We start from the raw sequence: 24,995 nt of genomic DNA, 5'->3' as shown, positions 1-24,995 counted from the left end.
GTATTCCGAGCGGCTGCGGCGTGCGGGGCTAGCTACATATTGTTCATAGCACCGTCGGTTTTGGTTCACTCCACGGCGAATGGCAAGTGCGTTTTAGCGAGAGTTAGCGGCGGCGCAGGCGCGACACTATGGGCCGCGCGAAGGCGAAGAACTCCGCGTTCTTGGTGAACGCGAGCGTGGCCGCGTAGACAATGAGCATGCCGGTGCCCGCCAGCGCGATCGAAACGAAACCACCCATAAAGCCGGAAACGACGAAGGAGTCTTCACCGAATCCACCCAGCAGCATCAGGATGCCAAAGCCCGCGGCCGCGGTAGGAATCATTGCCGCAAGGAACCACAGCGCGCGGAGCACGAGGGGAAGCAGTACGAACCCGGGGACGCGCTTGCGGACTACGATCAGCGCAAGGATGGTTTGGATAGTGCCGGCAATGCTGATCATTGCGGCCAAACCCATCGCAATGCGATCAAGGGGGAACGTTGAGACGTAAAGCGCCCCAGCAACATAGAGAAGCACTTGAATGGTCTGCAGAATGAACGGGGTTCGAGTGTCTTCGAAGGCGTAGAAGACCCGCTGCAGGACGTACATGATGCTGAATGGCACCAGCCCGACGAGGTAAAGGGTGAGCACTACAGCCAAAGACGACAATTCGGCATAGTTGGTGGCAAACAGAGCACTGAAGGGAAATGCGATGACCATTAGGCCAACGGCGGCGAACATCAGCAGCATCAGAATTGATCGCAAGGCCGCTGAAACGTCGTCGCGCATCAACGTGAGGTCCCCGTCGCGCGCGTGACCGCTCATGCGCGTGAAGTAGGCCATTCCGATCGACACGGCGATGACCGAGTGCGGGAGCATGAAAATTAACCAGGCCGTCGTGATCACAAAGACCGATGCATCAACACCCGACGCTAGGCTCGCGATCTGAGTGCCGATAGCGCCACCGACCTGCGTGACGAGAATCATGCCAAAAGTCCACGAGGCAGCCTTCCCTGCCGTACCAAGACCAACACCGCGCCAGCGGAACTCGGGACGGTACCGCAGCCCGGCGCGATGCCAGAAAAACGCCAAGAGTGCCGCCTGAACCGCAACGCCGAGAGTGGCGCTTCCGGCGAGCACAGCGACCATCTGCCCGGTCCAGTCTTCCGAAGAGAAAAGGGAGACGTTGCCGAAGAGAAACTGGAACACGAGGAGACCGGTCAGCATCACCACGTTATTGGCAACAGGGGCCCAGGTGAATGGCCCGAACTTGCCGCGGGCGTTGAGCACTTCACCGAGCAGGGAGTACAGCGCGTAAAAAAGGATCTGCGGGAGGCACCAGTAGGCGAAGGCTGTAGCGAGTGCGAATTCTTCTGGTCCGAAATTGGCGCTGGATCGTGCGTACAACTGCACGAGAAGCGGCGCACTGAAGGTCGCCGCAACCGTGATGATGAGGAAGACGACTATGCCTAACGTCACCAGGCGGTTGATGAACTTCTGCCCGCCGTCTTTGTGAAGAGCTGCCCGCACGATTTGCGGCACGATAACGGCGCTGAGAATTCCGCCGGCCACGATGGCGTACACAGCTTTGGGCAGCTGGTTGGCAATGGCGTACGCGTCGGCAGTTCCGAATAGGCCCAGAGTGCGGGCAAGGACTATCGCACTGATGAACCCGAGGATGCGGGAAACAAGAGTGCCCGACGCGAGCAGTGCGCTCGCTCGACCGATCGTCGACCCCCTGTTCGGGGGAACACCGGCTGGTGCTCCAGGAACCCCCGGCTCGGGTTCAACCCTCGGCGCTGGGCGATCACTCATCGGCAGGCTCCCGTCGGCGCATAATGCTGCGAACGAAGCCGACCCCGAAGATCACGACAACGAGCGCGCCAAACGCGAGAACGATGGGCGTCTCCCAGCCAGCCTGAACATTGACCTCGCTGACCGTGCTCGTACCGATTGCGAGCCCTGTGCTGCTGGAGAGGGTGATCTCGACATCGACAACACCGTTAGAGAGCGACTGCACGGGGATGTTGCCCTTAGCTTGCGAATTCGCCTCGATCTCTAATTCGACCCGGCTATCCCCCACCGCCAGGAGCCCTGTGCGCGGATTGACGGTGATGTATACGGTCACAGCCTGATTCAGGCTGTTGTTCACCGAGATGGGCAAGAAGCTCTTGTCGGCCAAGAAAAGGAAGTTGCTGGATTCCACCACGGTGACGGCCGTGCGGATGTCTTGCGAATCGACCAAGAAGCCATTGACTTCGGTGAGCCAATCGGCGGGATCATCAGTCGGGATCGTGCCCAAAACGTCAAGCAGGGCGAGCCGACGCTGTGCGATCAACGCTTCGGGATCGGCGGCGATCGAGAAGAAAGTGCGCTCTTGCTGAGTTGCAGAGAACAGGCGGTCGAAGTCTCCCAGGCGAGCATCGCTCTGCGGCATGTCAACCACAGTGGCTTTGGATGCCGGCACTGAGGCCAGCGAAGTGAGTGGAACGAGAGTGATGGAGGGGCTCGCGGTAAGGCTGGCAAGCGCTGTATCGAGTCGTGCTGAGCTCAGCTCAAGGGAATGGTCGATCGTGATGAGCACCGAGGCCGTTGTCGTTGACTGTGCGGCGCCCGCGGTGAGCACTGTAGAAGCCAGAGCCGTTTCGGCCGCAGTTACATCTCGGTCGAGAGTGGAGCCGAGCGCCTCATCCATGGCAGCGGATGCGGTGGAGTCGGAAATCAGTGCCCTCATACCGTCGATCGTGGTGACAGAGCCGGCACCCGCATCCCGTGAAACATTCTTTGACGACAACACGACAGTGCTGAAGTCACTCTCTGCGAATGAGGCAAGATCGCTCGACACGACGCTGTTTGCCCGGGGATGCATGAACCCGTCGATCGAATAGTCCCAGGCGAGAAGCTCTTCAGTGGTCGGGTAGGCCGGAACTACGTCGGCCCCGACATCTATTGGCTCGGCCGTTGCATTCGAGGCAGGCTCATCAGGCAAGGCAAAATTGGCAGCATCGAGAGCGAAATCGAAACTATCCGGCGTGAGCGTGCTTGTCTCGCCGGCCTGAGTTACCAGCGTCGGATCAGCGTTGGCGTAAGGCAGCGGAACGATCTCATTGCTGATGAGCGACAGGCGCTCTAACCAGTTGCGTGCAGACTCCGGAGCGCTCGTGCCCAATACGCGAATGGAGGCCAAGATCATCGGATCAACGGCCACCGCTATGGGTTTGCCGGCTACGGCATCCAATTGCCGAGTGAGCAGACCTAAGGAGTCGGTGTACTCGGCAAGCGTTTCGGCATTGATCAGCCCGCCGCTGCCGGTCGGCACCGTGAGAGGCGCAATTACGGCCACTTCGGTGGCGACGGATGCCGTTGTCAGCGCAGTAACGGCGGTTGGGTTCGGTGCGGCGCTAGCTCCGCTCGCGGCAAGAGCAACGCCAAGACCAAGCGCGACAGCAGCGCTGAAGACTCTTATAGGCAAGGGTCGACCCCGTACTCTCGCTCGGCCAGCATGATGTGAGTTTATTCTTCCTTGTCTGAATGGTTGGGCACTTGTGGATGCTTCGGGCAAATTGCTCGCTTTGGTCGTGCGAAACTAGTCGCATCATGGAGAGTGTTGCCGATGCAATCGAGAGTCTCGGAAAGCTTGCCGACTCTAAACCCGTAGCCACCCTAGCTGCGCGATTCAATGCCGAAGGTTTCGAACTCGCGCTTGTTGGCGGGCCGGTTCGCGACGCGTTCTTAGGGAGAGCGGTCACCGACCTCGATTTTGCGACCAATGCGAGCCCCGACGACATTATGCGGATCGTCAAGCCGATCTCTGAGGCTCAATGGGATATTGGCCGCGACTTCGGCACGATCGCGGCCCGTATCGACGGCGAAACGGTTGAAATTACGACCTACCGTGCCGATAGTTATGACGGCGCAACCAGAAAGCCTGTTGTTGCTTTCGGTGATTCTTTGGAGAAAGACCTTGAGCGCCGCGACTTCAGCGTCAACGCGATGGCGTTGCGCTTGCCCGAGCGGGTGCTGGTCGACCCCTGGAATGGTGTTGAGCACCTGCTGAGCAAGACCCTCACAACGCCGGGCTCACCTGAGGTGTCGTTTGGTGATGATCCGCTGCGGATGATGCGGGCCGCACGTTTTACGTCGCAGCTGGGTTTCACGGTCTCCCCCGACACCGTCCGCGCGATGGCCGAGCTCGCGCCGCGCATCGAAATCGTGAGTGTTGAGCGCGTAAGCGATGAGCTGACGAAACTCTTGAAGACGGATGACCCGGTTCCGGGCATCCGCCTGCTAGTCGAGACGGGACTTGCTGAGCAGGTACTTCCCGAGATTCCGGCATTGAAGCTTGAAGTGGATGAGCATGCCCACCATAAGGACGTGTACGAGCACTCCCTCACAGTGTTGCGCCAGGCGATTGACCTGGAGAAGAGCCGCCCGGGCATCGAGGGCCCCGACCTAGTGTTGCGTATTGCCGCGCTCTTGCACGACATTGGTAAGCCGTCGACGCGCAAGATTGAGCGCGGAGGGGTGGTTACCTTCCACCACCACGATGTTGTTGGTGCGAAGCTTGCGACCAAACGACTGCGAGCATTGCGTTTCGATAAGGAGACCATCACGTCGGTTGCGCGCCTGGTTGAACTTCATTTGAGGTTCTTCGGTTACACCGAGGGGGCGTGGACTGATTCGGCTGTGCGTCGCTATGTTCGGGATGCCGGTGTCCAGCTTGAGCGCCTGCACATCATTACTCGGGCGGATGTCACGACCCGCAATGTGCGTAAAGCCGACCGTTTAGCGTTTGCCTATGACGACCTCGAGGAGCGGATCGCGGCAATTGCGGAGGCAGAGGGGATCGCGGCTGTTCGTCCCGATCTCGATGGTGAGCAGATCATGGCCATTCTTGGGCTGAAGCCCAGCCGTGACGTGGGCGAGGCGTATTCGTTCTTGCTTGAGCTGCGCCTCGACGAGGGTCCGCTCGGCGAGCACGAAGCCGAAAAACGGCTGCGCACCTGGTGGTCGGAGCGCCAGGGCAACGAAGGTTGAGCTTTGTCTTGAGTATTGCCGTGTAAAGCAACTACACTGGGCAGGTTGTCTGACTGCCTTTAGGTGGAACGACGAACGTCAACACCCTCCTGTTACAGATCGTCTGTAACCGTTTAAGTCCGAAGGAGGTGGGTTTGTGACGCATCAGTACGAACTCATGGTCATCCTCGATCCAGAGATCGACGAACGCACCGTGGCTCCCAGTCTCGACAAGTTCCTCAATGTCATCCGTAATGACGGTGGCAGCATCGATAACATCGATATTTGGGGTCGCCGTCGTTTGGCCTACGAGATCAACAAGAAGACCGAAGGCATCTACGCCGTCGTCAACTTCACCGCCGAGAGCGCGTCTACTGACGAACTCGACCGCCAACTCAAGCTCAGCGAAGCTGTCATGCGCACCAAGGTGCTGCGTGCAGAAGCTGGCTTTGCTCAGGTAGCTGTAGCCAAGAAGATTGCTGAAGAGAAGGCTGCCCGCAAGGCTGCTGCTCCGGCAAAAACTCCTGCTGCTGCCACCAAGGCCCCTGCCCCTGCAACTAAGGCTCCTGCTGCCGCAACTAAGGCTCCGGCCGAAGAAGCAAAGGCTCCTGTTGCTCCAACCGAGGCTCCTGTCGAAGTAGCCAAGGCTGAAGCGGAAGCAGAGTAGTCGTGGCCGGCGAGACAGTCATAACGGTCGTGGGTAACCTCACGGCAGATCCCGAACTGCGTTACACGCAGGGTGGACTTGCTGTAGCTAACTTCACCATTGCCTCAACGCCGCGCACCTTCGATCGAGCATCGAACGAGTGGAAAGACGGAGAAGCACTATTTCTCCGCGCTTCGTGCTGGCGTGAATTCGCCGAGCACGTTGCTGGAACACTGACCAAGGGCAGCCGCGTAGTCGCGCAGGGCCGCCTTCGTCAGCGCTCCTACGAAACCAAAGAGGGCGAAAAGCGCACAAGCATGGAACTGGAGATCGACGAAATCGGTCCCAGCCTCCGCTATGCAACCGCGCAGGTAACCCGTGCACCCCGTGACAGCTCGGCCCCTCGCGGCGCCCAGCAGAGCGGTGGCGCCCAGCAGAGTGGCGGTCAGTCGAAAGACGAGCCGTGGGCTGCAAGTGCTCCCGCAGCATCTGGTGACGTATGGAACACCCCAGGCAACTACTCCGACGAGACGCCTTTCTAGGCACTCGACGCTTAGTCTTAATTACAGAAAGAAGTAACACTCATGGCAGGAAAGAGCAGCGGCGACCGCCGCAAGCCCATCCGCAAGGGCAAGGACGGCAAGAACGCCGCACCAGCCAAGTCGATCCGCGTAGGCGTTATCGATTACAAGGATATCGCTACGCTTCGTAAATTCATCTCCGAGCGTGGAAAGATCCGCGCCCGTCGCATCACCGGTGTTTCCGTTCAGGAGCAGCGTCTCATCGCCACGGCCGTCAAGAACGCCCGTGAGATGGCATTGCTGCCCTACGCCGGCGCAGGCCGTTAAGGAGCCACCGACATGTCTAAGCTCATCCTCACTCACGAAGTGACCGGTCTCGGCACTCCCGGTGACGTCGTCGACGTAAAGAACGGCTTCGCTCGCAACTACCTCATCCCCCAGGGCTTTGCCGTGGCGTGGACTCGCGGTGGCGAAAAGCAGGTCGAGTCAATCAAGGCAGCACGCGTTTCCCGCGAGCACGCCACTCTCGAAGAAGCGCAGGACCTCAAGGCTCGCCTCCAGGCGACCAAGGTCAAGCTCACTGTGACCGCGGGTCACGGTGGACGTCTATTCGGTTCGGTTAAGCCCGCTCACGTGGCAGAAGCTGTCATCGCTGCGGGTCTTGGCGACATCGACAAGCGCAAGATCGAAATCACGAGCCCCATCAAGGTTGTTGGTGACCACGAAGCTACGATTCGTCTGCGTGACGACATCGTTGCGACGATCACCCTTCAGGTTGTTGCAGGCAAGTAACTGAAGTTCCACAAGGACGACGGGCCGCAAGGCTCGTCGTCCTTGTGCTTTAAGCCCACTTGTCAAGCCCTTTATGCACAGGATTTCGAAAAGATACGGAACCCTCAAGCCTGACTTTAGACATGTTTCTACACACTGTGTGTGGATTATAAAAATGCAGGTCAGAGTACGTTTTTCTGAAATACTAGCGTGAGTTTCCACAGTTGTTTCCACAGGTTGCTCACAATACTTCCGGCGTTTCGCCCGAGTTGTGCACAGCATTATCCACAGCCCCAGTTGTGGGTTGTTGATTCTGGTTCGTATTGTGAAGCAGCCTTGAAGCGGGTCCCAGTGTGGAGCCTGCCTGAGTGTCGGGGGTGGCGCGTATAACTAGGGCTGCCCCACTAGGAGGAAACGTATGTCTATAGCGCACTTGGGTCTCGCCGGTGACGAACGTCAGTCGGGCGAATCCCGCGGCGGCTCGCGCGGCGACCGTGTACCCCCACACGATCTCCTCGCGGAACAGAGCGCAATTGGTGGCATGCTGCTCAGCAAAGACGCAGTGGCCGACGTGATCGAAACCGTGCGTGGTGTGGACTTCTACGTTCCCAAGCACGAGACGATCTTCAATGCCGTGCTCACCCTTTACTCCCACGGTGAGCCCACCGACGTTATCGCGGTCACCGACGAACTCACTAAGACGGGTGACCTCTCCCGCGCCGGCGGAGTTGAATACCTCCACACGCTGACCGGCATTGTTCCTACTGCAGCGAACGCTGGCTTCTATGCCAACATCGTCACCGAGAAAGCTGTCCTGCGACGGCTCGTCGAGGCCGGAACCCGAATCGTTCAGATGGGTTATGCCAGCGAAGGCGAAGTTCTTGACCTCGTCAACAATGCCCAGGCAGAGATTTACTCGGTCACCGGCGGCGTTGAAACTGAAGACTACGTACCACTGACGACGGCCGTCGAGAGCGCCATCGACGAAATCGAAGCAGCTCGCGGCCGCGACGGGCAGATGATCGGCGTTCCCACCGGATTCGCCGAACTCGATGAACTCACCAACGGGCTACACCCCGGTCAGCTGATCATTTTGGCTGCGCGCCCCGCTATCGGTAAGTCGACTCTAGGTTTGGACTTCGCTCGCGCAGCATCCATCCACCATGACTTGCCGTCGATCGTCTTCTCCCTAGAAATGGGCCGAAGCGAGATCGCGATGCGACTTCTGTCAGCAGAAGCAAGTGTTCCCCTGCAGCACATGCGCAAAGGTTCAGTGCACGCCAATGACTGGACTACGATCGCCCAGACACGTGGCCGCATCAACGATGCGCCTCTCTACATTGATGACAGCCCCAACATGACCCTGGTTGAGATTCGCGCTAAGTGTCGCCGACTCAAGCAGAAGGTTGGCCTGCGCATGGTCATCATCGACTACCTGCAGCTCATGACCAGCGGTAAAAAGGTCGAATCGCGCCAGCAAGAGGTTAGTGAGTTCTCGCGTGCACTGAAGCTGCTTGCGAAAGAACTTGAAGTTCCCGTAATCGCAATTTCACAGCTGAACCGTGGTCCGGAGCAGCGAGCCGACAAGAAGCCTGCACTCTCCGACCTTCGTGAATCGGGATCGCTCGAGCAAGACGCCGACATGGTTATTCTGTTGCACCGTGAAAGCGCGTACGAAGCAGACAGCCCTCGTGCGGGAGAAGCCGACCTCATTATTGCTAAGCACCGAAACGGACCAACGCGAACGGTCACCGTGGGCTTCCACGGGCACTTCTCGCGCTTCGTCGACCTGCCACCGGGCTCCTAGCGGTTTCGGCCGCATTGGCGCTGACTGAAGCGCATGGCAACCGGCTTACACTAGAGGTAACCGCTTGTTCAGAAAGAAGGCGATCGCTTGACTAGTGCTCACACTGAGCCGCTGCCGGCATCCACTGCGTGGTACGTGCCGTTAGCCCGAGCCATTCCGGCCCTTGTCCTGGCAATTGCCGTCACGTTCTCGGCCGACCACTCCCCACGCCTCGGGCTCGTTACGCTGGCAAGCTTCACGCTTGTTGCGGGCGCCGTTATCCTGACCTCGAGTGTGCTGTCACCCCACCGCGGCATCGCACGCACTCTATCGATTACGCAGGGTGCTGTCACTCTCGCGACTGCCATCGCCGCCTTCGTTGCTACCAGTGGTGGGCAGGCGTACTTCGTTTTCTTGGTGACCGCATTCGCTGCGATCACCGGCTTCATCGAGCTCTACCTCGGACTGCGGAGCCGCGGGCGCGACGCGTCGGCACGCGACTGGGTGTTCGTCGGCTCCCTGACCGCACTGCTCGCCCTGGTCATGCTGCTTGTGCCACCGGGATTCAGCCAGCAGTACACCGGTCCTGACGGGGTAGATCGAGAATTGACGGCATCCATTGTGGTGGTCGGGCTTCTTGGAGCCTACTGGGCCATCCTTGGTGTGTATTTGGTGATTGCCGCGCTCTCACTTAAGTGGAGAAACAAAGATTACGTCGCGGCCTCCGCGGCCGTGGAACAGAAAGAGGATTAGGTGGATTCCCCCAACAAGCGTGACCGTACGCGCCCAGCCGAGATGCTCGGTCTCTCCGGGATCTTCGCCGTGTTCACGGGCCTCGTCGTCTTCATGTCGACCCGCGACTGGATGCTCGGCCTCATCTTTGCCGGAATCGCCTTCATTGTCTCGCTCGTCGTTATCGCGATGCTCGTTCTCGCCGTGCGCCCAGACAAGGACGAACTTCTCGACATGGACGAGCAGGATCGCGACGCAGCGCATTAGTCGCGTCCGCACGGAGGTTCGCTAAAGAGCTGCTTTTGCCTCGACGGCGTCTTGACGCAATTGCGTTTGTTTTCCCTGACTATAAGGTCGGCCTACCCTTTGTACTACGGCTGATCGCAGGGGTGGCCAAGCCCAGAGGGCAGATGTCACACCTTCTGCAATTGCTCGGCGAGCGTCACGATAACGGCGCTGCGACCACGGAAACTCAGGAAAAGCGTTTGCGGCTTGGGCTCATGACAAACGGAACTGGCCGGATTCTTGGGATCGGATGTCTAGCGTCGCCGCATCTTCCTGAATTTCCACATTGAGGAGGGGCACAGCACTCGTCCGTCGTCCGATGAGAGCCGGCGCAGTAATCCGAAGACGCCCATCAACGCCGAAGGCCGGCCTCCTGAGGAGACCGGCCTTCTGCAGAGCGAACCGCTGCCGCGCAAGCGCGACGTCTGAGCTACTTGCTGTCGCCCAAGTAGTCGACGAGTGAGCTGGCCAGCCCCACATAGGTGGCTGGGGTCAGCGCTTGCAGGCGTGCTTTAGCATCCGCACCAATGTCGAGTCCAGCGATGAACTCGCTGAGGTCGGTGGAGTTGATGCGCTTGCCACGGGTGAGTTCCTTGAGGATCGCGTATGGATCGCTGATGGTGCTGCGACCCGCGGTGACCTCGGCGCGGATGACCGTTTGGATGGCCTCGCCCAGAATTTCCCAGTTGGTGTCGAGGCCAGCATCCAGAGCAACAGGGTTGAGGGCGATCTCGCGCAGGCCGCGTTCGATGTTGTCGAGGGCGAGCAGCGAGTGACCGTAGGCCACACCGATGTTGCGCTGCGTGGTGGAGTCGGTGAGGTCGCGCTGCAGTCGTGAGGTCACGAGCGTCTGCGCGAGCGACTCGAGCAGGGCGCTCGACAGCTCGAGGTTGGCTTCCGCATTCTCGAAACGGATCGGGTTGATCTTGTGCGGCATCGTGGAGGAGCCTGTTGCGCCTGCCTGCGGAATCTGACGGAAGTAGCCCATTGAAATGTACGACCACACGTCGGTGCAGAGGTTGTGCAGCACGCGGTTGGCGTGGTTAGTGGCCTGGTAGAGCTCCACTTGCCAGTCGTGCGATTCGATCTGAGTGGTGAGGGGGTTCCAGTCGAGCCCGAGCGACTCGACGAACTCCTTCGAGAGTGCCGGCCAGTTCTGCTCGGGGTCAGCAGCGAGGTGTGCGGCGAAGGTGCCGGTGGCTCCGCTGAACTTGCCGAGGTAGCTGATGCCCTCAATGCGAGTCAGGATGCGGTCGAGTCGGTACACGAAGACGGCGAACTCTTTGCCCATGGTCGTGGGCGTCGCCGGCTGGCCGTGCGTGTGGGCGAGCATCGCATTGTCACGCATGAGCTCGGATTGCGCACGCAGCGCGGCGAGAACGATACGGAACTTCGGCAGCCACACTTCGCGCACGGCATCCGAAATGGTGAGCGCATAGGAGAGGTTGTTGACGTCTTCGCTGGTTGCCGCAAAGTGGGTGAGTTCGGCGATGGAGTTGAGGCTGAGCTCGTCGAGTTTGGCCCGCACCAGGTATTCGACGGCTTTCACATCGTGGCGGGTGGTTGCCTCGAGGCGGGCAAGTTCGTCGATCTGCTCTTGGCCGAAATCGGTGGCGAAGGCACGCAAGGAGGCGATCTGGTCGGCGGGCAGCGGGCGGGAACCGAACAGGCTCTTGCCCGTCAGGAAGATGAGCCACTCAATTTCGACGTGCACGCGGGCCCGGTTGAGCCCTGCTTCAGAGAGGTGCTCCCCCAGTGCCGAAACGGCGGGGCGGTAGCGGCCATCGAGAGGGCTCAGTGGTTGAACGGGCAACGGGCTCATGGGGCTCCCTAGGTGATTCCTGGTGTGATCTGGCGAAATAGCGAGCCGCAGGCCCTCTCGATCATGCCGAGGACATGGTCGAAGAGTGCGGCATCCGAATAGTAGGGGTCTGGCACGTCAATGAGATGAGCGAGGTCGCTATCAAAGCCCAACATGGGCTGCACTTTTGACCGGTCTTGGTCGCTGGGTGCCCAGGTGCGCAGAATTCGTTCTTGTCCTCGATCAAACGCGACGATGAGGTCAAGATTGCTGAACCATTCGGGGTCAAACTGGCGGGCTCTATGCCCAGAACCATTGTAGCCGCGTGCCGCGAGGGCGTTGATGGTGCGATCGTCGGCTGGCTCGCCCACATGCCAGTCACCGGTGCCCGCCGATGCCACGACGAGGCGCTTATCGAGTCCGGCTTTGGCTATTAGGTGATTGAAGATGGCCTCGGCCATCGGCGAGCGGCAGATGTTGCCCGTGCATACGAAACACACTTTGAATGTCGTCGAGTCGGAGAGAGCACGCTCGAAGGTCATGATTCATTGTTGCGCAGTTTCGACTCCTCAACAGAGCAAGCACAGGGATTGGTCTCCGGTATTGCTCCCGGCCACCTCAACAGGGACAGAAATTTCGTGACGGTTGGGTCATCGGAAGGCGATAGATGACAAATCCCATGGATGCCACGGCTCGGGTTGCGCTCGAGTTTCAGGCCCAACAGCTCCGCATGATCAACGAACGGCTCAGCTATGTGCGCGCGTTGCTGCCGAACGAGAGCGTTAGCTGGCGCGGGCCGACCCAACGACTGTTCGATGTCGGCGTTCAGGAACTGCACCGTGATTTGGCCAGCGCTCGCACAATGATCGAGGCCGCAGAGCAGCGCACCATGACCGCAGCCAGCCAGCTGAGCGCTCGTGTCGAATGAGCTCATCATCTCTGGGGGCGGCAGTCATGCCGTTGCTACCGACGAGATGCTCAGCAATGCGGCCAACCTATTGCGCGCCGCCGATATGACACGAGACATTGTGGGCGCCATTCAGATGGTGGATGCTCGACTCACGATCGGACAACTGGAATCGTTGGGCATCCCCACCGCAGCTGCCCTCGCCGAGACCGATCTCGACTATGCGCACTTTGCCCTGAGCCAGTTTGCTTTTCGGGCGGAACTGATGAGTGGGCTCGTGCGCTTCGCCGCACAAACGTATGGGCTGGGTGAGGCTATCGCCGAGAGCCTTATTCGTCGGGTGGCCGCCGATGCAGCGGCAGTGATCGGGTTCTTCTTTCCCGCGTGGGCAGCTACCGTCGTGTTGACCAGTCCCCTGTTGCCGATCCTTGCCGGCATTGGGGTGGCCGCATTCGTGCTCGGGAGAGCCGATCCGCAGCTATCGGACCAGAAATGGATGTCGACGCAACTGAATGAACTGATCAGCGACCCTGCGTTCGTGCGTGCACTCCGGTACGGCGTTATGACTGTTGATGAGTTTGCGGCTGGTGCAGCCGGATTCCCTCCCAGTCTGGTGTCTGCTCTTAGCACCGCAGGGGTGATCGGGTTGGCATCGTCTGCCGGGTTCATCCAGCGGGCTGGAGGGGTAGCTGGGGTTCTGAAGGAGACCCCTGTCGCGCTGAAGAGAACCACTCAACCCGAACCCGTCACCGCAGCAGAATCAGTCGAGGAGCGCGTCAAGCGCATCCCCCAACCCACGGACGAGCGTCCTGAGCAAGTGCGCATCGAGAAGTACGAAACTTTGGGTGAGCCTCACCGTTTCGAGGTCTACATTGCGGGAACAGTCGACTTCGCGATCTCGGGCTCCACCGAACCGGTTGACGGCACGAGCAACCTCTCCCTTGCGGCAGGGCAGCAGTCGGGGTCGATCGCTGCGGTCGCTGCGGCCATGCGCGAGGCAGGTATCACGAGCGAGAGTCCGGTTACGTTCAACGGTCACTCGCAGGGCGCCGCGACGGCGGCACGGCTCGCCGAATCCGGGGAGTACAACACCACAGGGGTGTTCACAGTGGGGGGAAACATCGGCCAGATTGACATTCCTGACGACGTTCCCACGGTCATCGTTGAGCATACGGATGACCTTGTCGTTGCGGCAGGCGGACTGCAGGACAACCGGCACGCGCTCACGGTGGAGCGACACGCCTTCGGTGGGCGCACCCTGCCCGAAGGAGTGCCCGTTCCCGCCCATCAGCTCAGTGAGTACCGCGAAACTGCGCGTCTCATGGATCAGTCAGACAGTCGTGAAGTTCAGAGCGCCGCAGAGCGCATGGCAGTGTTCGGTCGCGGAGCAACAACAGCCACTGTTACGAGCTACTACTACGAACGGGTGCAGCCCTAGCGCCGCTTGCCGACGATGGGGCGCACCAAGATGCCAATGAACCAGCTGATCAGGCCAAGAAGACCGAGGGTGAGCACGTACAGCGGGAACGCGACGATGCGGATCAGGTTGCCAGCACACCGTTGACGATTCCGAACACCGCAGCAACCAACAAGAAGGTCACGACGACCTCAAGGGTTCCGCCCGGATCAAAAGGATCTAACTCCACGCCGGCGGCAAGCACCGTGGTCAGCCACAAGGCAAGAGCGTTGATCAGCAAGCGCACGATGATCTGTAGCTGCTATCTGTTTGGGGGAATAGCGAAGAAATTCGATTGCGCATTCGTATGCGCATGGTTTATGGTTGCTCGACAGCAGATGTCCTGCAGAAACAGAGAGGTTTCACATGAATATTTTCCGAACGGTTCGCGCGTCCGCTCTCGCGGCGAGTGCCTTGGTGGTGATGGTTGGGCTGAGTGCATGTACTGGAGCAGGTGGTGGAGACACTGGCGGTGTCACCACACTGACCCTCGCCACGGTCAACAACCCACAGATGAAGGATATGGAGGAGTTGAAGGCCAACTTCGAGAAGGACAACCCCGACATCAAGGTGAACTTCATCCAGATGGAGGAGAACGACCTGCGTAACGCGGTGACCAAGGACGTCGCCACTCAGGGTGGTCAGTACGACATCGTCACGGTCGGCGCCTATGAGGTTCCCCTGTGGCAGCAGAACGGCTGGCTCACGAACCTGTCCACGTACGCTGATGCGGACTCCGCCTACGAGGTCAGCGACTTCTTCGACCCGATTCGCACGGCGGTGTCGGTCGATGGCGACATGTACGCGATTCCCTTCTACGGTGAGTCGTCGATGCTGATGTACAACAAGCAGATCCTCGCCGACGCTGGCTTGACTGTCCCAGCGAACCCGACGTGGCAGGAGATCGCTGATCTGGCCAAACAAGTCAACACCCCTGAGCACGCTGGCATCTGCCTCCGCGGCAAGCCTGGCTGGGGTGAGGGCGCTGCGTCGCTGACCACGGTGGTCAACACCTTCGGTGGTGCTTGGTTTGATAAGGACTGGACTGCTCAGGTCGACCAGCCTGGATTCCGCGACGCTCTCACGTTCTACGCTGACACCCTCGCGGCTGCGGGCGAAGCCGACCCGGTATCGGCTGGCTTTACCGAGTGCCTCAACCTGTTTAGCCAAGGCAAGGCGGCATTCTGGTACGACGCAACCTCGGCGGCTGGCTCTCTCGAGTCGCCCGACCTGAGCACCGTTGTCGGCAACGTCGGCTACGTCGCGGCACCGGTTGTCGAGACCGCGTCGTCCGGCTGGCTCTGGTCGTGGAACCTCGCGGTTCCGAACACGTCGACCAAGAAGGATGCCGCGTGGAAGTTCATCAATTGGGCAACCAACAAGGACTACGCCAACCTAGTCGGCACCGAGCTCGGCTGGAGCCGCGTTCCTCCGGGATCGCGCCTGTCGACGTACGATATTCCGGAGTATAAGGAAGCCGCCGCTGCGTTTGCAGACATCACGAAGGAATCAATTCTCGGTGTCGACCCGGCGCAGCCCGGGGTGAACCCGCAGCCGTGGGTCGGTATCCAGTATGTGACCATCCCTGAGTGGCAGGATCTGGGCAACCAGGCCTCGCAGATCTTCGCGGATGTCTACGCTGGTCGTGAGACCGTCGATGGGGCACTTGCCAAGGTTCAGATCCTCGCGCAGAAAGCCGGAGACGCTCAGAAGTAGTCAGCTGAGTCCTTGACGGCACAGTTGTGGGCCAAGCGCCAGTAGGTGGCTTGGCCCACAATCGCGTATCTATTGAAACTGGAACTACATATGCCTAAAACAGATATCCCAACGATGGGGCGGCCGGTCACCGTGCCGACATTGCCATCCCGCGCAAACGCAGTCGCCGCACGGCGTGCCAGATGGATTCCTCGTGGTCTCGTGCTGCCGGCATTGGTTGTCGCCATTGCTCTTACGCAAATCCCATTCCTTGCCACGATCGCGTATTCCTTGCAGGACTGGAATCTTTTGCGGCCAGCGTCTCAAAAATTTGTGTGGTTCGAGAACTATGTGACAGTATTCACCAGCACAGATCTGTATTCCTCGATGCTTGCGACAGTGGTGATCACCGGAAGCTCAGTAGTTCTCTCAGTTTTATTCGGGCTGATCTTGGCCCTGCTGCTCGACCGCAACTTCCGAGGGCGGGGCCTCGCGAGAACACTTCTGATTACACCATTCCTTGTGATGCCGGCGGCGGCCGCCTTGATGTGGAAGTGGTCACTGTTCGATGCGAACGTGGGAATCTTCAACTGGGTTCTCGGTGTTGTCGGGATTCCCGCTGTCGCATGGAATACCGACTTTCCTGCACTAACGATCATCGCGGTGATGACCTGGCAGTTCACCCCGTTCATGATGCTCATCCTTCTCGCTGGATTGCAGAGCCAGAGCAAGGACGTCCTCGAGGCGGCAAGCGTTGACGGAGCTGGAGTATTCCGCACCTTCACCAGCATGACCCTGCCTCACATGCGCCAGTACATTGAGTTGGCGGCGCTGCTCGGAACCATTTTCATGATTCAGGTATTTGACCCCGTTAACATCATGACGAAGGGAACCGGGGGTACCAAGACACTCCCTTACCTTTTGTATGAGAAGGCGTTCATCGCCCTCAACGTTGGTGAGGCGGCTGCGTATGGGGTGGTTACGGTTGTCTTCACGATCGCTATAGCTACGTTCGCCCTTCGATTCATGTTCAAGATCTTCTCGCTGGAAGGAAACAAGTAATGTCAACACGAGTTGCGCGACGTCGAAGGGCGCCGCTGTTGAGCCTAGTTCGGGGCGGCGCATTGACCCTTGCGACCTGGGCGATCACGTTCGCAGTGTTCTTCCCTATCCTGTGGATGGTCTTCACTGCTTTTAAGTCCGAAAAGGATGCCGCCACCGCAGTGCCGACTATCTTCGTCGAGTTGTCGCTACGCCAGTTCGAATCGGTGATTGGCCAAGGCTTGGTCCCGGTCCTAGTGAACTCCCTTACCGCTAGCCTGCTTTCGACGATGATAGTGCTTGCACTGGCGATTCCGGCCGCGTACGGACTTTCCATTCGGCCCATCGTTAAGCCCCAGAATGCACTATTCTTCTTCATCTCCACGCGGTTCATGCCTATCGCGGCGAGCATCATCCCGGTGTATTTAATTCTGAAGGCGTTGGGTGCAGTGGACAACATTACCGCTCTTTCCCTGCTCTACGTGGGCATTAACCTGCCACTGGCGATCTGGATGATGAGGTCGTTTTTCTCTGAAGTTCCCGTCGAGATCATCGAGGCTGCACAGGTTGACGGCGCGAACCTGCGAACCGAACTGGTCAGAATCGTGCTTCCCATTGTTGCCCCGGGTGTAGCCGCCACAGCCCTTATCTGCTTTATCTTCGCGTGGAATGAATACTTCCTTGCGACGATTCTCACATCCACCATGGCTCGGACGACGCCGCCCTGGCTCGGTGGATTTGTCGACGGTCGAGGACAGTTCCTCGCCGTTCTGAGCGCGGCATCCACTTTAGCGGTTCTTCCTGTCGTCATCGCGGGATGGCTGGCGCAGAAGCGGCTCGTGCGCGGTCTCGCTATGGGTGCGGTCAAGTAGATCGAGCCGGGGGCGATTTAATGTCTAATACGATCGGACCAGTCACGATGCAGGACGTCGCGCGTGCTGCAAATGTGTCGCAGTCCACGGTTTCTCATGTGCTCAACAAGACTCGCCGGGTGTCCCCTGACGTTGTTGAGCGGGTCAATATCGCTATCGAGCAAACGGGCTACACCAACGACATCATTGCTCGATCATTGAGGACGGGTCGCACCAACACCGTCGGGCTGGCGGTGTCAGCCATCAGCAATCCGTACTTCGGTGAAGTTGTTCACGCGATCGAACGTGAACTTAGTTCCGCGGGTTACACGATCATCCTCGTGGACAGCCACGACGATCCCAGCCGCGAGGAAACGGTTCTAGCCGAGCTACTTAGTCGACGGGTTGACGCCGTTATTGTGGCACCCTCTGAAGAGGTGGCCACAGTAGTACGGCAGCTAAGGGCACGAAGCGTGCCCGCTGTGCTCTTCGACCGGATTCCCGAGGGCATAGATCTGACTGGTCTGGATGCGATCGGAGTGGAAAACCTCGAATCGATGGCTTCGCTGGTCAACCACTTCACGTCTGCCGGGCACTCTCGGATTGCCATGATTGCTGGCCGAGCGGGCCTGACCACGTCTGAGGAACGAGTGAGCGGATTTAGGTTGGGCATGGCGCGCGCAGGCATCGAAGTGGACGAGAACTTCATCGCATACTCTGACCCAGGGGAACAGCCAGCCGAAGGCCCACTACGCAGAATCTTGAATGTGGCAAACTCCCCAACGGCGATCATCACTGCCAATAACATGGTCACGATCGATGCAATGCGCACCCTTCGTGCCCTAAATATGACAGTGCCAGACGATCTCGCGTTGGCATCGTTCGATGACTTTGTTTGGGCTGATTTCTTCCATCCGAGACTCACTGCAATTGCACAGCCTCTCGCCGAATTGGGCCATCGCGCCGTCACCCTACTGTTGGAGCGGCTCGAGAATCCTGACCTTCCCACGAGGGTTGAGACACTCAAACCCACTTTGATGCACCGCGACTCCTGCGGTGTGATACACGCGACCTAGCCAACGAATCCAGCGACACAAGTGTGTCCCCAGCCTAGAAGAAATGAAGTGATCACCTTGCCGAAGTTGTCACGGGAGACCGTCGACCAGGTCAGTTCAACGGTGCCGATACCGAACTACCTTACAGAGCACATCCCAGCTTCAATCGTCCATTTCGGTGTCGGTGCTTTCCACCGAGCCCATCAGGCGATGTATCTTGACCGTCTACTCAACGCTGGAGAGCGCGAATGGGGGATCTGCGGGGTTGGTGTTCTGCCCTTCGACCTGCCGATCAGGGATGCGCTAGATCATCAGGACAACCTTTACACTCTGGTCACTAAAGACACGGATGAGGTCAGCCAGGCCGCGGTCATCGGTTCCATCGTTGAGTACCTGTATGCCCCCGATGACCCTCAGGCAGTCGTCGACAAGCTCGCGGATCTGTCCACTCGAATCGTGTCGCTGACCATCACCGAGGGCGGCTACAGCATCAACGACGCAACCGGCGAGTTCGACCCGCGTGACCCGCTCACGCTCGCAGACATCGGTTCTAAAACTACTCCCCGAAGTGTCTTGGGCCTCATTGTTGCGGGGCTTGCACGCCGCCGCGCCGCTGACGAGCAACCGTTCACTGTCATGTCGTGCGACAACATTCAGGGCAACGGGGCATTTGCCAAGAAAGCTGTAGTCGAGTTCGCTCGCCGCAAGGACACCGGTCTCGCAACGTGGATAGAAGAATATGTCGCATTCCCCAACTCCATGGTTGACCGCATCACTCCAGTAACGACCGACGAGACGCGCGCGAGCATCCAAGCTGAGTTCGGGATCGACGACGAATTCCCGGTTCGGTCCGAGGCCTTCGAACAGTGGGTACTCGAGGACCGCTTCACACTTGGCCGACCCGCCCTGGAAACAGTCGGCGTTCAAGTAGTGGGCGATGTCGAACCGTACGAGCTCATGAAATTGCGACTGCTTAACGCATCCCATCAAGCGATAGCGTTCACCGGCATTCTGGCCGGGGAGACTTACGTCCATGAAGTGTGCCGAAGACCAGTGTTTTCCGACTTCCTGCTCGGCTACATGAGAAACGAAGCGATCCCCACCCTGCTTCCGGTCCCCGGAGTCGACCTAGACGACTACTGTCAACAGCTGATCAGCAGATTCAGCAGCCAGGCGATCCTTGACACCCTCGCCCGCCTAGCCGTCGATGCCTCGGATAGGATCCCCAAGTTCCTGCTCCCGGTCGTGCAAAACCAGCTCAGCAACGACCGCGAAACACGTCACTCAAGCTTGGTGCTGGCCGCCTGGTGCACCTATCTCGAAACTCACGCAGGGCAGGACGATCCGACCCCCATCGTCGACAAACGCCGTGACGGTCTTGCCGCTGCGGTGGCTCTGGAGCAGCGCGCGCCGGGTTCCTTCCTCGACTACGCGGATGTATTCGGGAACCTCGGAGAGAACGATCAACTCCGGCAGGAATTCATCGGCTGGAGAGAAAGAATCGCCAATGTCGGCATCGTTGAAGCGATATCAACCATCTAATTGGGGCTCTCTCGAGCTGCCTTGACCACCAAACAACGGAGGACTTGATCTTTGGCTATACCACCTAACGGAACCGAGCGGGTCACTGCCGCCGGCGTAAGCATCTGGCTGGATGACCTCTCCCGAACTCTTCTGGAGAGTGGGGGTCTCAGAGATCTGATCGCCGAACGTAACGTGGTCGGAGTTACGACGAATCCAACGATCTTCGCGGCGGCTATCGGTAACGACTTTTCCTACCAGCGCCAAGTCCGACAACTTGCGTCCGAAGGTAAGGATGTTGAGCAAATCGCCTTTCGGCTCATCACCGATGACGTCCGAGCAGCGTGCGACGTCCTACGGGATACTCATATCCTTTCCAGAGGGCGCGACGGATGGGTGTCCGTGGAGGTTGACCCACGTCTGGCACACGACGCCGACGCCACAATTGTTCAGGCTCAGCAACTCGCATCCGTCGTTGACCGGCCCAACGTAATGATCAAGATCCCCGCGACCGACGAAGGATTGATCGCGATTCGACAGACAATCGCATTGGGCATCAGTGTCAATGTGACTCTCATCTTCGGGGTTCAACGGTATCTCCAAGTAGTCGACGCCTATCTTTCAGGGCTGGAGCAGGCTGCCAAAGATGGGCTTGATCTGGCGCTGATTCACTCAGTCGCATCCTTCTTTGTGTCGCGAGTTGACGCCGAAGTGTCGGGACGTCTGGGAGCTAGCTCGCCGTTAGTCGGGAAGGTTGCCATCGCAAACGCGCTCACGGCTTATCAAGCCTTCTTGGAGGCATTCCGCACCGAGCGCGCTCGCGACCTCCAGTCGATCGGCGCAAACGTTCAGCGACCCCTGTGGGCGTCCACCGCGGTCAAGAATCTAGCCCTGCCTGCCGCCCTCTATGTCATCGGACTTGTCGCCCCGAGTACAGTGAGCACGATCTCACCGGCCACGCTGGAGGCCGTGGGAGAGGCTAGCGAGCCGATCTCCGAAACAATCCAGTCCAATCTCGACAGCGCGTGCAGCAGCATGGCGAAGCTCAGTCAGGAGGGGGTCTCAATTGCCGATGTCGCGCGCGTCTTGGAGGCTCAGGGAGTCGATAAGTTCCAATCGTCTTGGAAAGAGCTTCTCGCCTCCGTGAGTTCGGCGATCGGTGACAAGAAACAATGAGAGATCCGCTGCCGGCTCTCGCCACGGAACTCAGTGAGGGAGCTGCGGGTAGTCAGCGACGGGTGATTATCGGGATCTTAGGTGCGCCAGGAACCGGAAAGTCCACGGTCGCCCAGCGTCTCCAAGGCCTAGTCGGTGAGGATATCTGCGTTGTCGTGCCCATGGACGGGTTTCATTTGAGCCAAGATGTGATTCGCGGGACGGACCTTGAGAAGAGGAAGGGCGCTGCTGATACTTTCGACGTTGGGGGCTACATCAACCTCCTCGAGAGGCTTAAGCGAAATCGTGAAGATGTCATCTACGCTCCGGACTACCGACGATCGGTCGAGGATCCGATTGCTGCGGCTATCGCTATTCCCAAGTCAGTGCGAGTCGTCCTCACCGAAGGCAACTATCTGCTGGCCGACACGGGCAGGTGGGGTGAGGTGAGACAGTTTCTGGACGAAACATGGTTCGTCGACACCCCACATGATGTGAGGGTTGCCCGGTTGATCCAGCGGCACACGGCTTTCGGGAAAGCCCCCGACGTCGCGGCGCAGTGGGCAAAGGGATCCGATGAGCAGAACGCGTTGCTGGTCGAAGCGACGAGGTCTCGAGCAGACAGAATAATCGTCTGGCAGTGAGCTATTTGCAGGCTCATTGGCCAGGAAATCATGATCATCGCGACCTGGATCGTGACTGTGTTACTCGCTTTGGTCAACCTCGCGGCGGGCGGGATGAAGGTCTCATCCCCGGTGTCGCGGCCGCAGCTGAACTGGGCCGAATCTGCGGGAACCGTGCTGACTCGACTGATCTGGGCTGCCGAGGTCCCCGGTGCGATCGACCTCGGGGTCGTGCAGATCGCCGTGATCGTCTTCCACATCAGCCGGAGATGCGGACCGGTTGTACCCGGCTGGGCACGACGCCCTCCTCACGCGCATCGTGGAGGTGGGAGCAGTTATGTCCGAGCTGCCGTGCGGTGCCGCGCCAACGCGGTGGCGATTCTTGCACCGTTACGAGCTACAACTACGAGCGAGTGCAGCCCTAGCGTTGCTTACCCACGATCGGGCGAACCACGATGCCGATGAACCAGCTAATTAGGCCCAAAACAAGAGCGCCGAGTACGCCCCACCAGAAGCCGTTCACGACGAGACCGAAGCCGAAGAGGCTCGAGATCCAGCTGACGAGCAGCAACAGCAAGCCGTTCACAACAAGAGCAAGAAGACCGAGGGTGAGAACGTACAGCGGGAACGCGACGATGCGGATCAGGTTGCCCAAGATACCGTTCACGATTCCGAATACCGCAGCAACCAACAAGAAGGTCACGACGATCTCGAGGGTTCCCCCCGGCTCAAAAGGAACCAACTCCACGCCGGCAACAATTACCGTAGTAAGCCACAAGGCAAGAGCATTGATCAGCAGGCGCACGAAGATTCTCATGATTCAACTATGCACCCCCAAATTGTTAGGCCGCAACGCTTGCGACCGGATACCTCCCCCAATTGGAGACACAATTTGTGATGACAGCGAAACAACCACGTGGCCTGGCGGCTCTAGGCTGGGGCAGTGACCACCAACCGCGTACAGCTTCGGCCTGAAATCGCCGCCCTCGTGCCCTACCGTCAGGGCGCCCCCGCTGATGCGGACGCCTTCAAGCTGTCCTCAAACGAAAACCCCTTTGAGCCGTTGCCGTCGGTGCGAGAGGCACTATCCACGCACAGCATCAACCGCTACCCGGATGCCTCGGCCTACGCCCTCTGCACCCACATTGCGGCCCGCTTCGGGGTTACCGCCGAGAACGTGCAGGTCGGCGCCGGATCCGTCGCCGTTCTCGCACAGCTCATCAGCGCAGCCGCAGCTCCCGGCGACGAAGTCATCTACGCCTGGCGCAGCTTTGAGGCCTACCCGTTGCTCGTATCCGCTGCCGGCGCCACAAGCGTGCAGATCGCGAACGGTGCCGACCACCGGCATGACCTCGCAGCAATGTGCGCGGCTATCACGGCATCCACTCGGGTCGTCATCGTGTGCAGCCCCAACAACCCGACCAGCACCGTCGTCACCGATTCCGAGTTCCGTGAGTTCATGGCCGACGTTCCCGAGAACGTGCTCGTCGTGCTCGACGAGGCGTACCGCGAGTTTGTGACCGACCCCGAAGCAGTCCGTGGCGAAACCCTCCTCGGCGAATACCCCAACCTGGTGCTGCTGCGCACCTTCTCTAAGGCTTATGGGCTTGCAGGCCTACGAATTGGGTACGCTGTAGGCCCCGAATACGTGATGGATGCGGCGCGAGCGGTAGCAATTCCTCTGTCGGTTACCGAGCTTGCACAGACAGCAGCCATCGCATCCCTCGAACATGAAGATGAATTGTTGGAGCGTGTGAGCCGAATTAACACCGTGCGTGATCGCATCGTGGACGGCCTGCACAGCCAGGGCTGGGAGGTGCCAGCGCCAAGCGGAAACTTTGTCTGGTTGCCCACTGGGGCAGCAACCAATTGGGCGGCAGAGGTTTTTCGCACCCACGGAATCGTCGTTCGTGCGCTCGGTGAGGGCCTTCGGGTGAGCGTCGGGGAGGAAGAATCTGTGGAGAAACTCCTAAGGGCAACGCAAGAGGTTGTGAGTTCTCGCGAAAACGAACCCGCACGAGCCACGTTAGATTAGTCGAATGCCTTATACCGCCGCGACGGTTCAGCTGCTGTCTCCCGAAGGCACGCTCGTTCCGAGCGATGCCAACGAACAGTACATTCCGTATGTAGACAAGCTCAGTGACGACGCTCTTTATGAGTTCCACCGCCACATGGTCGTGATGCGCCGTTTTGATATTGAGGCGGCAAACCTTCAGCGGCAGGGGCAACTTGCGCTGTGGATCCCCAGCAATGGACAAGAGGCGGCTCAGGTCGGTTCGGCGCTTGCTGCGAAACCACAAGACCACCTCTTCCCCGCCTATCGCGAACATGTGATCGCCCGCATCCGCGGTGTTGATCCGGTGACGATCTTGGCGATGCTGCGTGGCCATAGCCACGGTGGCTGGGATCCGAAAGAGCACAACAACTTTCACCTCTACACGTTGGTCATTGGCTCGCAGACGCTGCACGCCACCGGTTACGCCATGGGAATCAATCTCGATGGGATGGTCGGCACTGGCGATCCAGACAAAGACACCGCAGTCATGGTCTACTTCGGCGACGGTTCCACGAGCCAGGGTGACGTGAGCGAAGCAATGGTTTTCGCGGCAAGCTACCAAACACCTCAAGTCTTCTTCTTGCAGAACAACCACTGGGCAATCTCAGTGCCTGTCTCACGCCAGTCGCGCACACCGCTCTATTTGCGCGGCGAAGGCTTCGGCATCCCGAGCGTACAAATCGACGGCAACGATGTTCTTGCCAGCTTCGCCGTAACCAAATCCAACTTGGATGCCGCCCGCTCAGGTCAGGGCCCCCGCTTCATTGAGGCCCTGACCTATCGCATGGGTGCCCACACCACGAGTGATGACCCCTCGAAGTACCGCGAAGACAGCGAGCTCGAATTTTGGGGCCAGCGCGACCCGATCACCCGCTTCGAGACCTTCCTGCGTGGCCGCGGCGCGAGCGATTCCGTCTTCGCTGACATCGCTGCCGAGGGTGACGACTTGGCTGCCGACATCCGCAAGCGCATCACTGAGCTGGAGGTTCCCGCGAACTCGACAATGTTCGATCACGTCTACTCGGATCCGCACCCGTTGATGGATGCGCAGCGCCAAGCGCTCGCCGACTTCGAAACATCGTTTGAGGAGGGTCAGTAAC

The 24,995-nt window shown here is 59.3% G+C and carries 24 protein-coding genes and 1 pseudogene; 19 read left to right on the top strand and 6 right to left on the bottom strand.

Translation table 11 applies throughout. From position 1 onward, the window contains the following. Positions 1 to 103: 103 nt before the first annotated feature. Both murJ and ACTJJW_RS09955 read right to left on the bottom strand, forming a co-directional pair. The gene (murJ, locus tag ACTJJW_RS09960) at positions 104 to 1,792 is read right to left on the bottom strand and encodes a murein biosynthesis integral membrane protein MurJ (protein WP_462644242.1); all 1,689 of its coding nucleotides are present in this window, start codon (positions 1,790 to 1,792) and stop codon (positions 104 to 106) included. Continuing rightward, the gene (locus ACTJJW_RS09955; protein ID WP_462644240.1) at positions 1,785 to 3,449 is read right to left on the bottom strand and encodes a DUF6049 family protein; all 1,665 of its coding nucleotides are present in this window, start codon (positions 3,447 to 3,449) and stop codon (positions 1,785 to 1,787) included. Before ACTJJW_RS09955 ends, murJ begins: the two co-directional genes overlap by 8 nt. A 125-nt stretch (positions 3,450 to 3,574) precedes the next feature. On the opposite strand from ACTJJW_RS09955, the gene ACTJJW_RS09950 reads away from it, so the two are divergent. From ACTJJW_RS09950 to ACTJJW_RS09915, 8 genes and pseudogenes are all read left to right on the top strand, one after another. Then, positions 3,575 to 5,014: a CCA tRNA nucleotidyltransferase gene (locus ACTJJW_RS09950; RefSeq protein WP_462644238.1), complete on the top strand. Its 1,440-nt coding sequence runs from the start codon at positions 3,575 to 3,577 to the stop codon at positions 5,012 to 5,014. A gap of 157 nt (positions 5,015 to 5,171) precedes the next feature. Beyond that, positions 5,172 to 5,513: pseudogene (gene rpsF / locus ACTJJW_RS09945) on the top strand (30S ribosomal protein S6); the annotation flags it as partial. Positions 5,514 to 5,662: 149 nt separating this feature from the next. Beyond that, a complete protein-coding gene (locus ACTJJW_RS09940) occupies positions 5,663 to 6,181 on the top strand; it encodes a single-stranded DNA-binding protein (RefSeq protein ID WP_343923447.1) in 519 nt (172 codons plus the stop codon). A 42-nt stretch (positions 6,182 to 6,223) separates the two neighbouring features. Then, positions 6,224 to 6,487 (top strand): 30S ribosomal protein S18, encoded by a 264-nt coding sequence (gene rpsR / locus ACTJJW_RS09935; RefSeq protein ID WP_343923448.1) that lies wholly within the window; start codon positions 6,224 to 6,226, stop codon positions 6,485 to 6,487. A gap of 12 nt (positions 6,488 to 6,499) precedes the next feature. Continuing rightward, complete coding sequence (gene rplI / locus ACTJJW_RS09930; RefSeq protein WP_343923450.1) at positions 6,500 to 6,952, top strand: 50S ribosomal protein L9; 453 nt, start codon at positions 6,500 to 6,502, stop codon at positions 6,950 to 6,952. Between the two features lie 397 nt (positions 6,953 to 7,349). Next, positions 7,350 to 8,738 (top strand): replicative DNA helicase, encoded by a 1,389-nt coding sequence (gene dnaB / locus ACTJJW_RS09925; RefSeq protein WP_343923452.1) that lies wholly within the window; start codon positions 7,350 to 7,352, stop codon positions 8,736 to 8,738. 87 nt (positions 8,739 to 8,825) lie between these two features. Beyond that, positions 8,826 to 9,470: a hypothetical protein gene (locus ACTJJW_RS09920; protein WP_462644235.1), complete on the top strand. Its 645-nt coding sequence runs from the start codon at positions 8,826 to 8,828 to the stop codon at positions 9,468 to 9,470. Continuing rightward, entirely contained in the window at positions 9,471 to 9,716 is a 246-nt protein-coding gene (locus ACTJJW_RS09915; RefSeq protein WP_462644233.1) for a hypothetical protein, read from the top strand. Positions 9,717 to 10,164: 448 nt separating this feature from the next. Here the strand turns inward: ACTJJW_RS09915 and purB are convergent, their stop codons facing one another. Both purB and ACTJJW_RS09905 read right to left on the bottom strand, forming a co-directional pair. Continuing rightward, positions 10,165 to 11,556: an adenylosuccinate lyase gene (gene purB, locus ACTJJW_RS09910; RefSeq protein WP_462644231.1), complete on the bottom strand. Its 1,392-nt coding sequence runs from the start codon at positions 11,554 to 11,556 to the stop codon at positions 10,165 to 10,167. Between the two features lie 8 nt (positions 11,557 to 11,564). After that, on the bottom strand, positions 11,565 to 12,077 hold the full coding sequence (locus tag ACTJJW_RS09905) for a low molecular weight protein-tyrosine-phosphatase (RefSeq protein ID WP_462644229.1): 513 nt from the start codon (positions 12,075 to 12,077) through the stop codon (positions 11,565 to 11,567). A 125-nt stretch (positions 12,078 to 12,202) separates the two neighbouring features. Here ACTJJW_RS09905 and ACTJJW_RS09900 point away from each other — a divergent pair, with 125 nt between their 5' ends. Both ACTJJW_RS09900 and ACTJJW_RS09895 read left to right on the top strand, forming a co-directional pair. After that, a complete protein-coding gene (locus tag ACTJJW_RS09900) occupies positions 12,203 to 12,463 on the top strand; it encodes a hypothetical protein (RefSeq protein WP_462644228.1) in 261 nt (86 codons plus the stop codon). Continuing rightward, positions 12,453 to 13,880 (top strand): hypothetical protein, encoded by a 1,428-nt coding sequence (locus ACTJJW_RS09895; protein WP_462644226.1) that lies wholly within the window; start codon positions 12,453 to 12,455, stop codon positions 13,878 to 13,880. Before ACTJJW_RS09900 ends, ACTJJW_RS09895 begins: the two co-directional genes overlap by 11 nt. 103 nt (positions 13,881 to 13,983) lie before the next feature. Here the strand turns inward: ACTJJW_RS09895 and ACTJJW_RS09890 are convergent, their stop codons facing one another. After that, a complete protein-coding gene (locus ACTJJW_RS09890; RefSeq protein ID WP_462644224.1) occupies positions 13,984 to 14,139 on the bottom strand; it encodes a hypothetical protein in 156 nt (51 codons plus the stop codon). Between the two features lie 125 nt (positions 14,140 to 14,264). Between ACTJJW_RS09890 and ACTJJW_RS09885 the strand changes: the two genes are divergently transcribed. The 7 genes from ACTJJW_RS09885 to ACTJJW_RS09855 all read left to right on the top strand — a co-directional run bounded on the left by ACTJJW_RS09885 (position 14,265) and on the right by ACTJJW_RS09855 (position 21,860). Then, positions 14,265 to 15,614, top strand: coding sequence for an ABC transporter substrate-binding protein (locus ACTJJW_RS09885; protein ID WP_462644223.1), 1,350 nt, complete (start codon positions 14,265 to 14,267; stop codon positions 15,612 to 15,614). Positions 15,615 to 15,704: 90 nt separating this feature from the next. Beyond that, positions 15,705 to 16,655 carry a carbohydrate ABC transporter permease gene (locus ACTJJW_RS09880; protein WP_462644221.1) on the top strand — a complete coding sequence of 317 codons (951 nt, stop codon included), beginning with the start codon at positions 15,705 to 15,707 and terminating at the stop codon, positions 16,653 to 16,655. After that, positions 16,655 to 17,506 (top strand): carbohydrate ABC transporter permease, encoded by an 852-nt coding sequence (locus ACTJJW_RS09875; RefSeq protein ID WP_343923468.1) that lies wholly within the window; start codon positions 16,655 to 16,657, stop codon positions 17,504 to 17,506. The genes ACTJJW_RS09880 and ACTJJW_RS09875 overlap by 1 nt, the downstream gene beginning before the upstream one ends. Before the next feature lie 20 nt (positions 17,507 to 17,526). Then, complete coding sequence (locus tag ACTJJW_RS09870; RefSeq protein ID WP_462644219.1) at positions 17,527 to 18,561, top strand: LacI family DNA-binding transcriptional regulator; 1,035 nt, start codon at positions 17,527 to 17,529, stop codon at positions 18,559 to 18,561. Between the two features lie 48 nt (positions 18,562 to 18,609). Continuing rightward, positions 18,610 to 20,082, top strand: coding sequence for a mannitol dehydrogenase family protein (locus ACTJJW_RS09865; protein WP_462644217.1), 1,473 nt, complete (start codon positions 18,610 to 18,612; stop codon positions 20,080 to 20,082). Positions 20,083 to 20,133: 51 nt separating this feature from the next. Then, positions 20,134 to 21,237, top strand: a complete 1,104-nt coding sequence (tal, locus tag ACTJJW_RS09860; protein ID WP_343923473.1) for a transaldolase — start codon at positions 20,134 to 20,136, stop codon at positions 21,235 to 21,237. After that, positions 21,234 to 21,860, top strand: a complete 627-nt coding sequence (locus tag ACTJJW_RS09855) for a nucleoside/nucleotide kinase family protein (protein WP_462644215.1) — start codon at positions 21,234 to 21,236, stop codon at positions 21,858 to 21,860. The genes tal and ACTJJW_RS09855 overlap by 4 nt, the downstream gene beginning before the upstream one ends. Positions 21,861 to 22,260: 400 nt before the next feature. Here ACTJJW_RS09855 and ACTJJW_RS09850 read toward each other — a convergent pair whose 3' ends face one another. Beyond that, entirely contained in the window at positions 22,261 to 22,656 is a 396-nt protein-coding gene (locus tag ACTJJW_RS09850) for a phage holin family protein (RefSeq protein ID WP_462644213.1), read from the bottom strand. Between the two features lie 126 nt (positions 22,657 to 22,782). Between ACTJJW_RS09850 and ACTJJW_RS09845 the strand changes: the two genes are divergently transcribed. Beyond that, positions 22,783 to 23,874: a histidinol-phosphate transaminase gene (locus ACTJJW_RS09845; protein WP_462644211.1), complete on the top strand. Its 1,092-nt coding sequence runs from the start codon at positions 22,783 to 22,785 to the stop codon at positions 23,872 to 23,874. Positions 23,875 to 23,878: 4 nt separating this feature from the next. Further along, on the top strand, positions 23,879 to 24,994 hold the full coding sequence (locus ACTJJW_RS09840; RefSeq protein ID WP_462644209.1) for a thiamine pyrophosphate-dependent dehydrogenase E1 component subunit alpha: 1,116 nt from the start codon (positions 23,879 to 23,881) through the stop codon (positions 24,992 to 24,994). Position 24,995: the final 1 nt, after the last annotated feature.

The organism is Rhodoglobus galactosidasius (assembly GCF_054957775.1).
This window is presented reverse-complemented; position numbering and strand designations above follow the sequence as displayed.

What these genes read in the sequence shown, in the direction of transcription:
- murJ (WP_462644242.1), bottom strand. Translation starts at nt 1,792, where the DNA reads ATGAGTGATCGCCCAGCGCCGAGGGTTGAACCCGAGCCGGGGGTTCCT.
- ACTJJW_RS09950 (WP_462644238.1), top strand. Translation starts at nt 3,575, where the DNA reads ATGGAGAGTGTTGCCGATGCAATCGAGAGTCTCGGAAAGCTTGCCGAC.
- rpsR (WP_343923448.1), top strand. Translation starts at nt 6,224, where the DNA reads ATGGCAGGAAAGAGCAGCGGCGACCGCCGCAAGCCCATCCGCAAGGGC.
- rplI (WP_343923450.1), top strand. Translation starts at nt 6,500, where the DNA reads ATGTCTAAGCTCATCCTCACTCACGAAGTGACCGGTCTCGGCACTCCC.
- dnaB (WP_343923452.1), top strand. Translation starts at nt 7,350, where the DNA reads ATGTCTATAGCGCACTTGGGTCTCGCCGGTGACGAACGTCAGTCGGGC.
- purB (WP_462644231.1), bottom strand. Translation starts at nt 11,556, where the DNA reads ATGAGCCCGTTGCCCGTTCAACCACTGAGCCCTCTCGATGGCCGCTAC.
- ACTJJW_RS09905 (WP_462644229.1), bottom strand. Translation starts at nt 12,077, where the DNA reads ATGACCTTCGAGCGTGCTCTCTCCGACTCGACGACATTCAAAGTGTGT.
- ACTJJW_RS09900 (WP_462644228.1), top strand. Translation starts at nt 12,203, where the DNA reads ATGACAAATCCCATGGATGCCACGGCTCGGGTTGCGCTCGAGTTTCAG.
- ACTJJW_RS09885 (WP_462644223.1), top strand. Translation starts at nt 14,265, where the DNA reads ATGAATATTTTCCGAACGGTTCGCGCGTCCGCTCTCGCGGCGAGTGCC.
- ACTJJW_RS09880 (WP_462644221.1), top strand. Translation starts at nt 15,705, where the DNA reads ATGCCTAAAACAGATATCCCAACGATGGGGCGGCCGGTCACCGTGCCG.
- ACTJJW_RS09875 (WP_343923468.1), top strand. Translation starts at nt 16,655, where the DNA reads ATGTCAACACGAGTTGCGCGACGTCGAAGGGCGCCGCTGTTGAGCCTA.
- ACTJJW_RS09870 (WP_462644219.1), top strand. Translation starts at nt 17,527, where the DNA reads ATGTCTAATACGATCGGACCAGTCACGATGCAGGACGTCGCGCGTGCT.
- ACTJJW_RS09855 (WP_462644215.1), top strand. Translation starts at nt 21,234, where the DNA reads ATGAGAGATCCGCTGCCGGCTCTCGCCACGGAACTCAGTGAGGGAGCT.
- ACTJJW_RS09850 (WP_462644213.1), bottom strand. Translation starts at nt 22,656, where the DNA reads ATGAGAATCTTCGTGCGCCTGCTGATCAATGCTCTTGCCTTGTGGCTT.
- ACTJJW_RS09840 (WP_462644209.1), top strand. Translation starts at nt 23,879, where the DNA reads ATGCCTTATACCGCCGCGACGGTTCAGCTGCTGTCTCCCGAAGGCACG.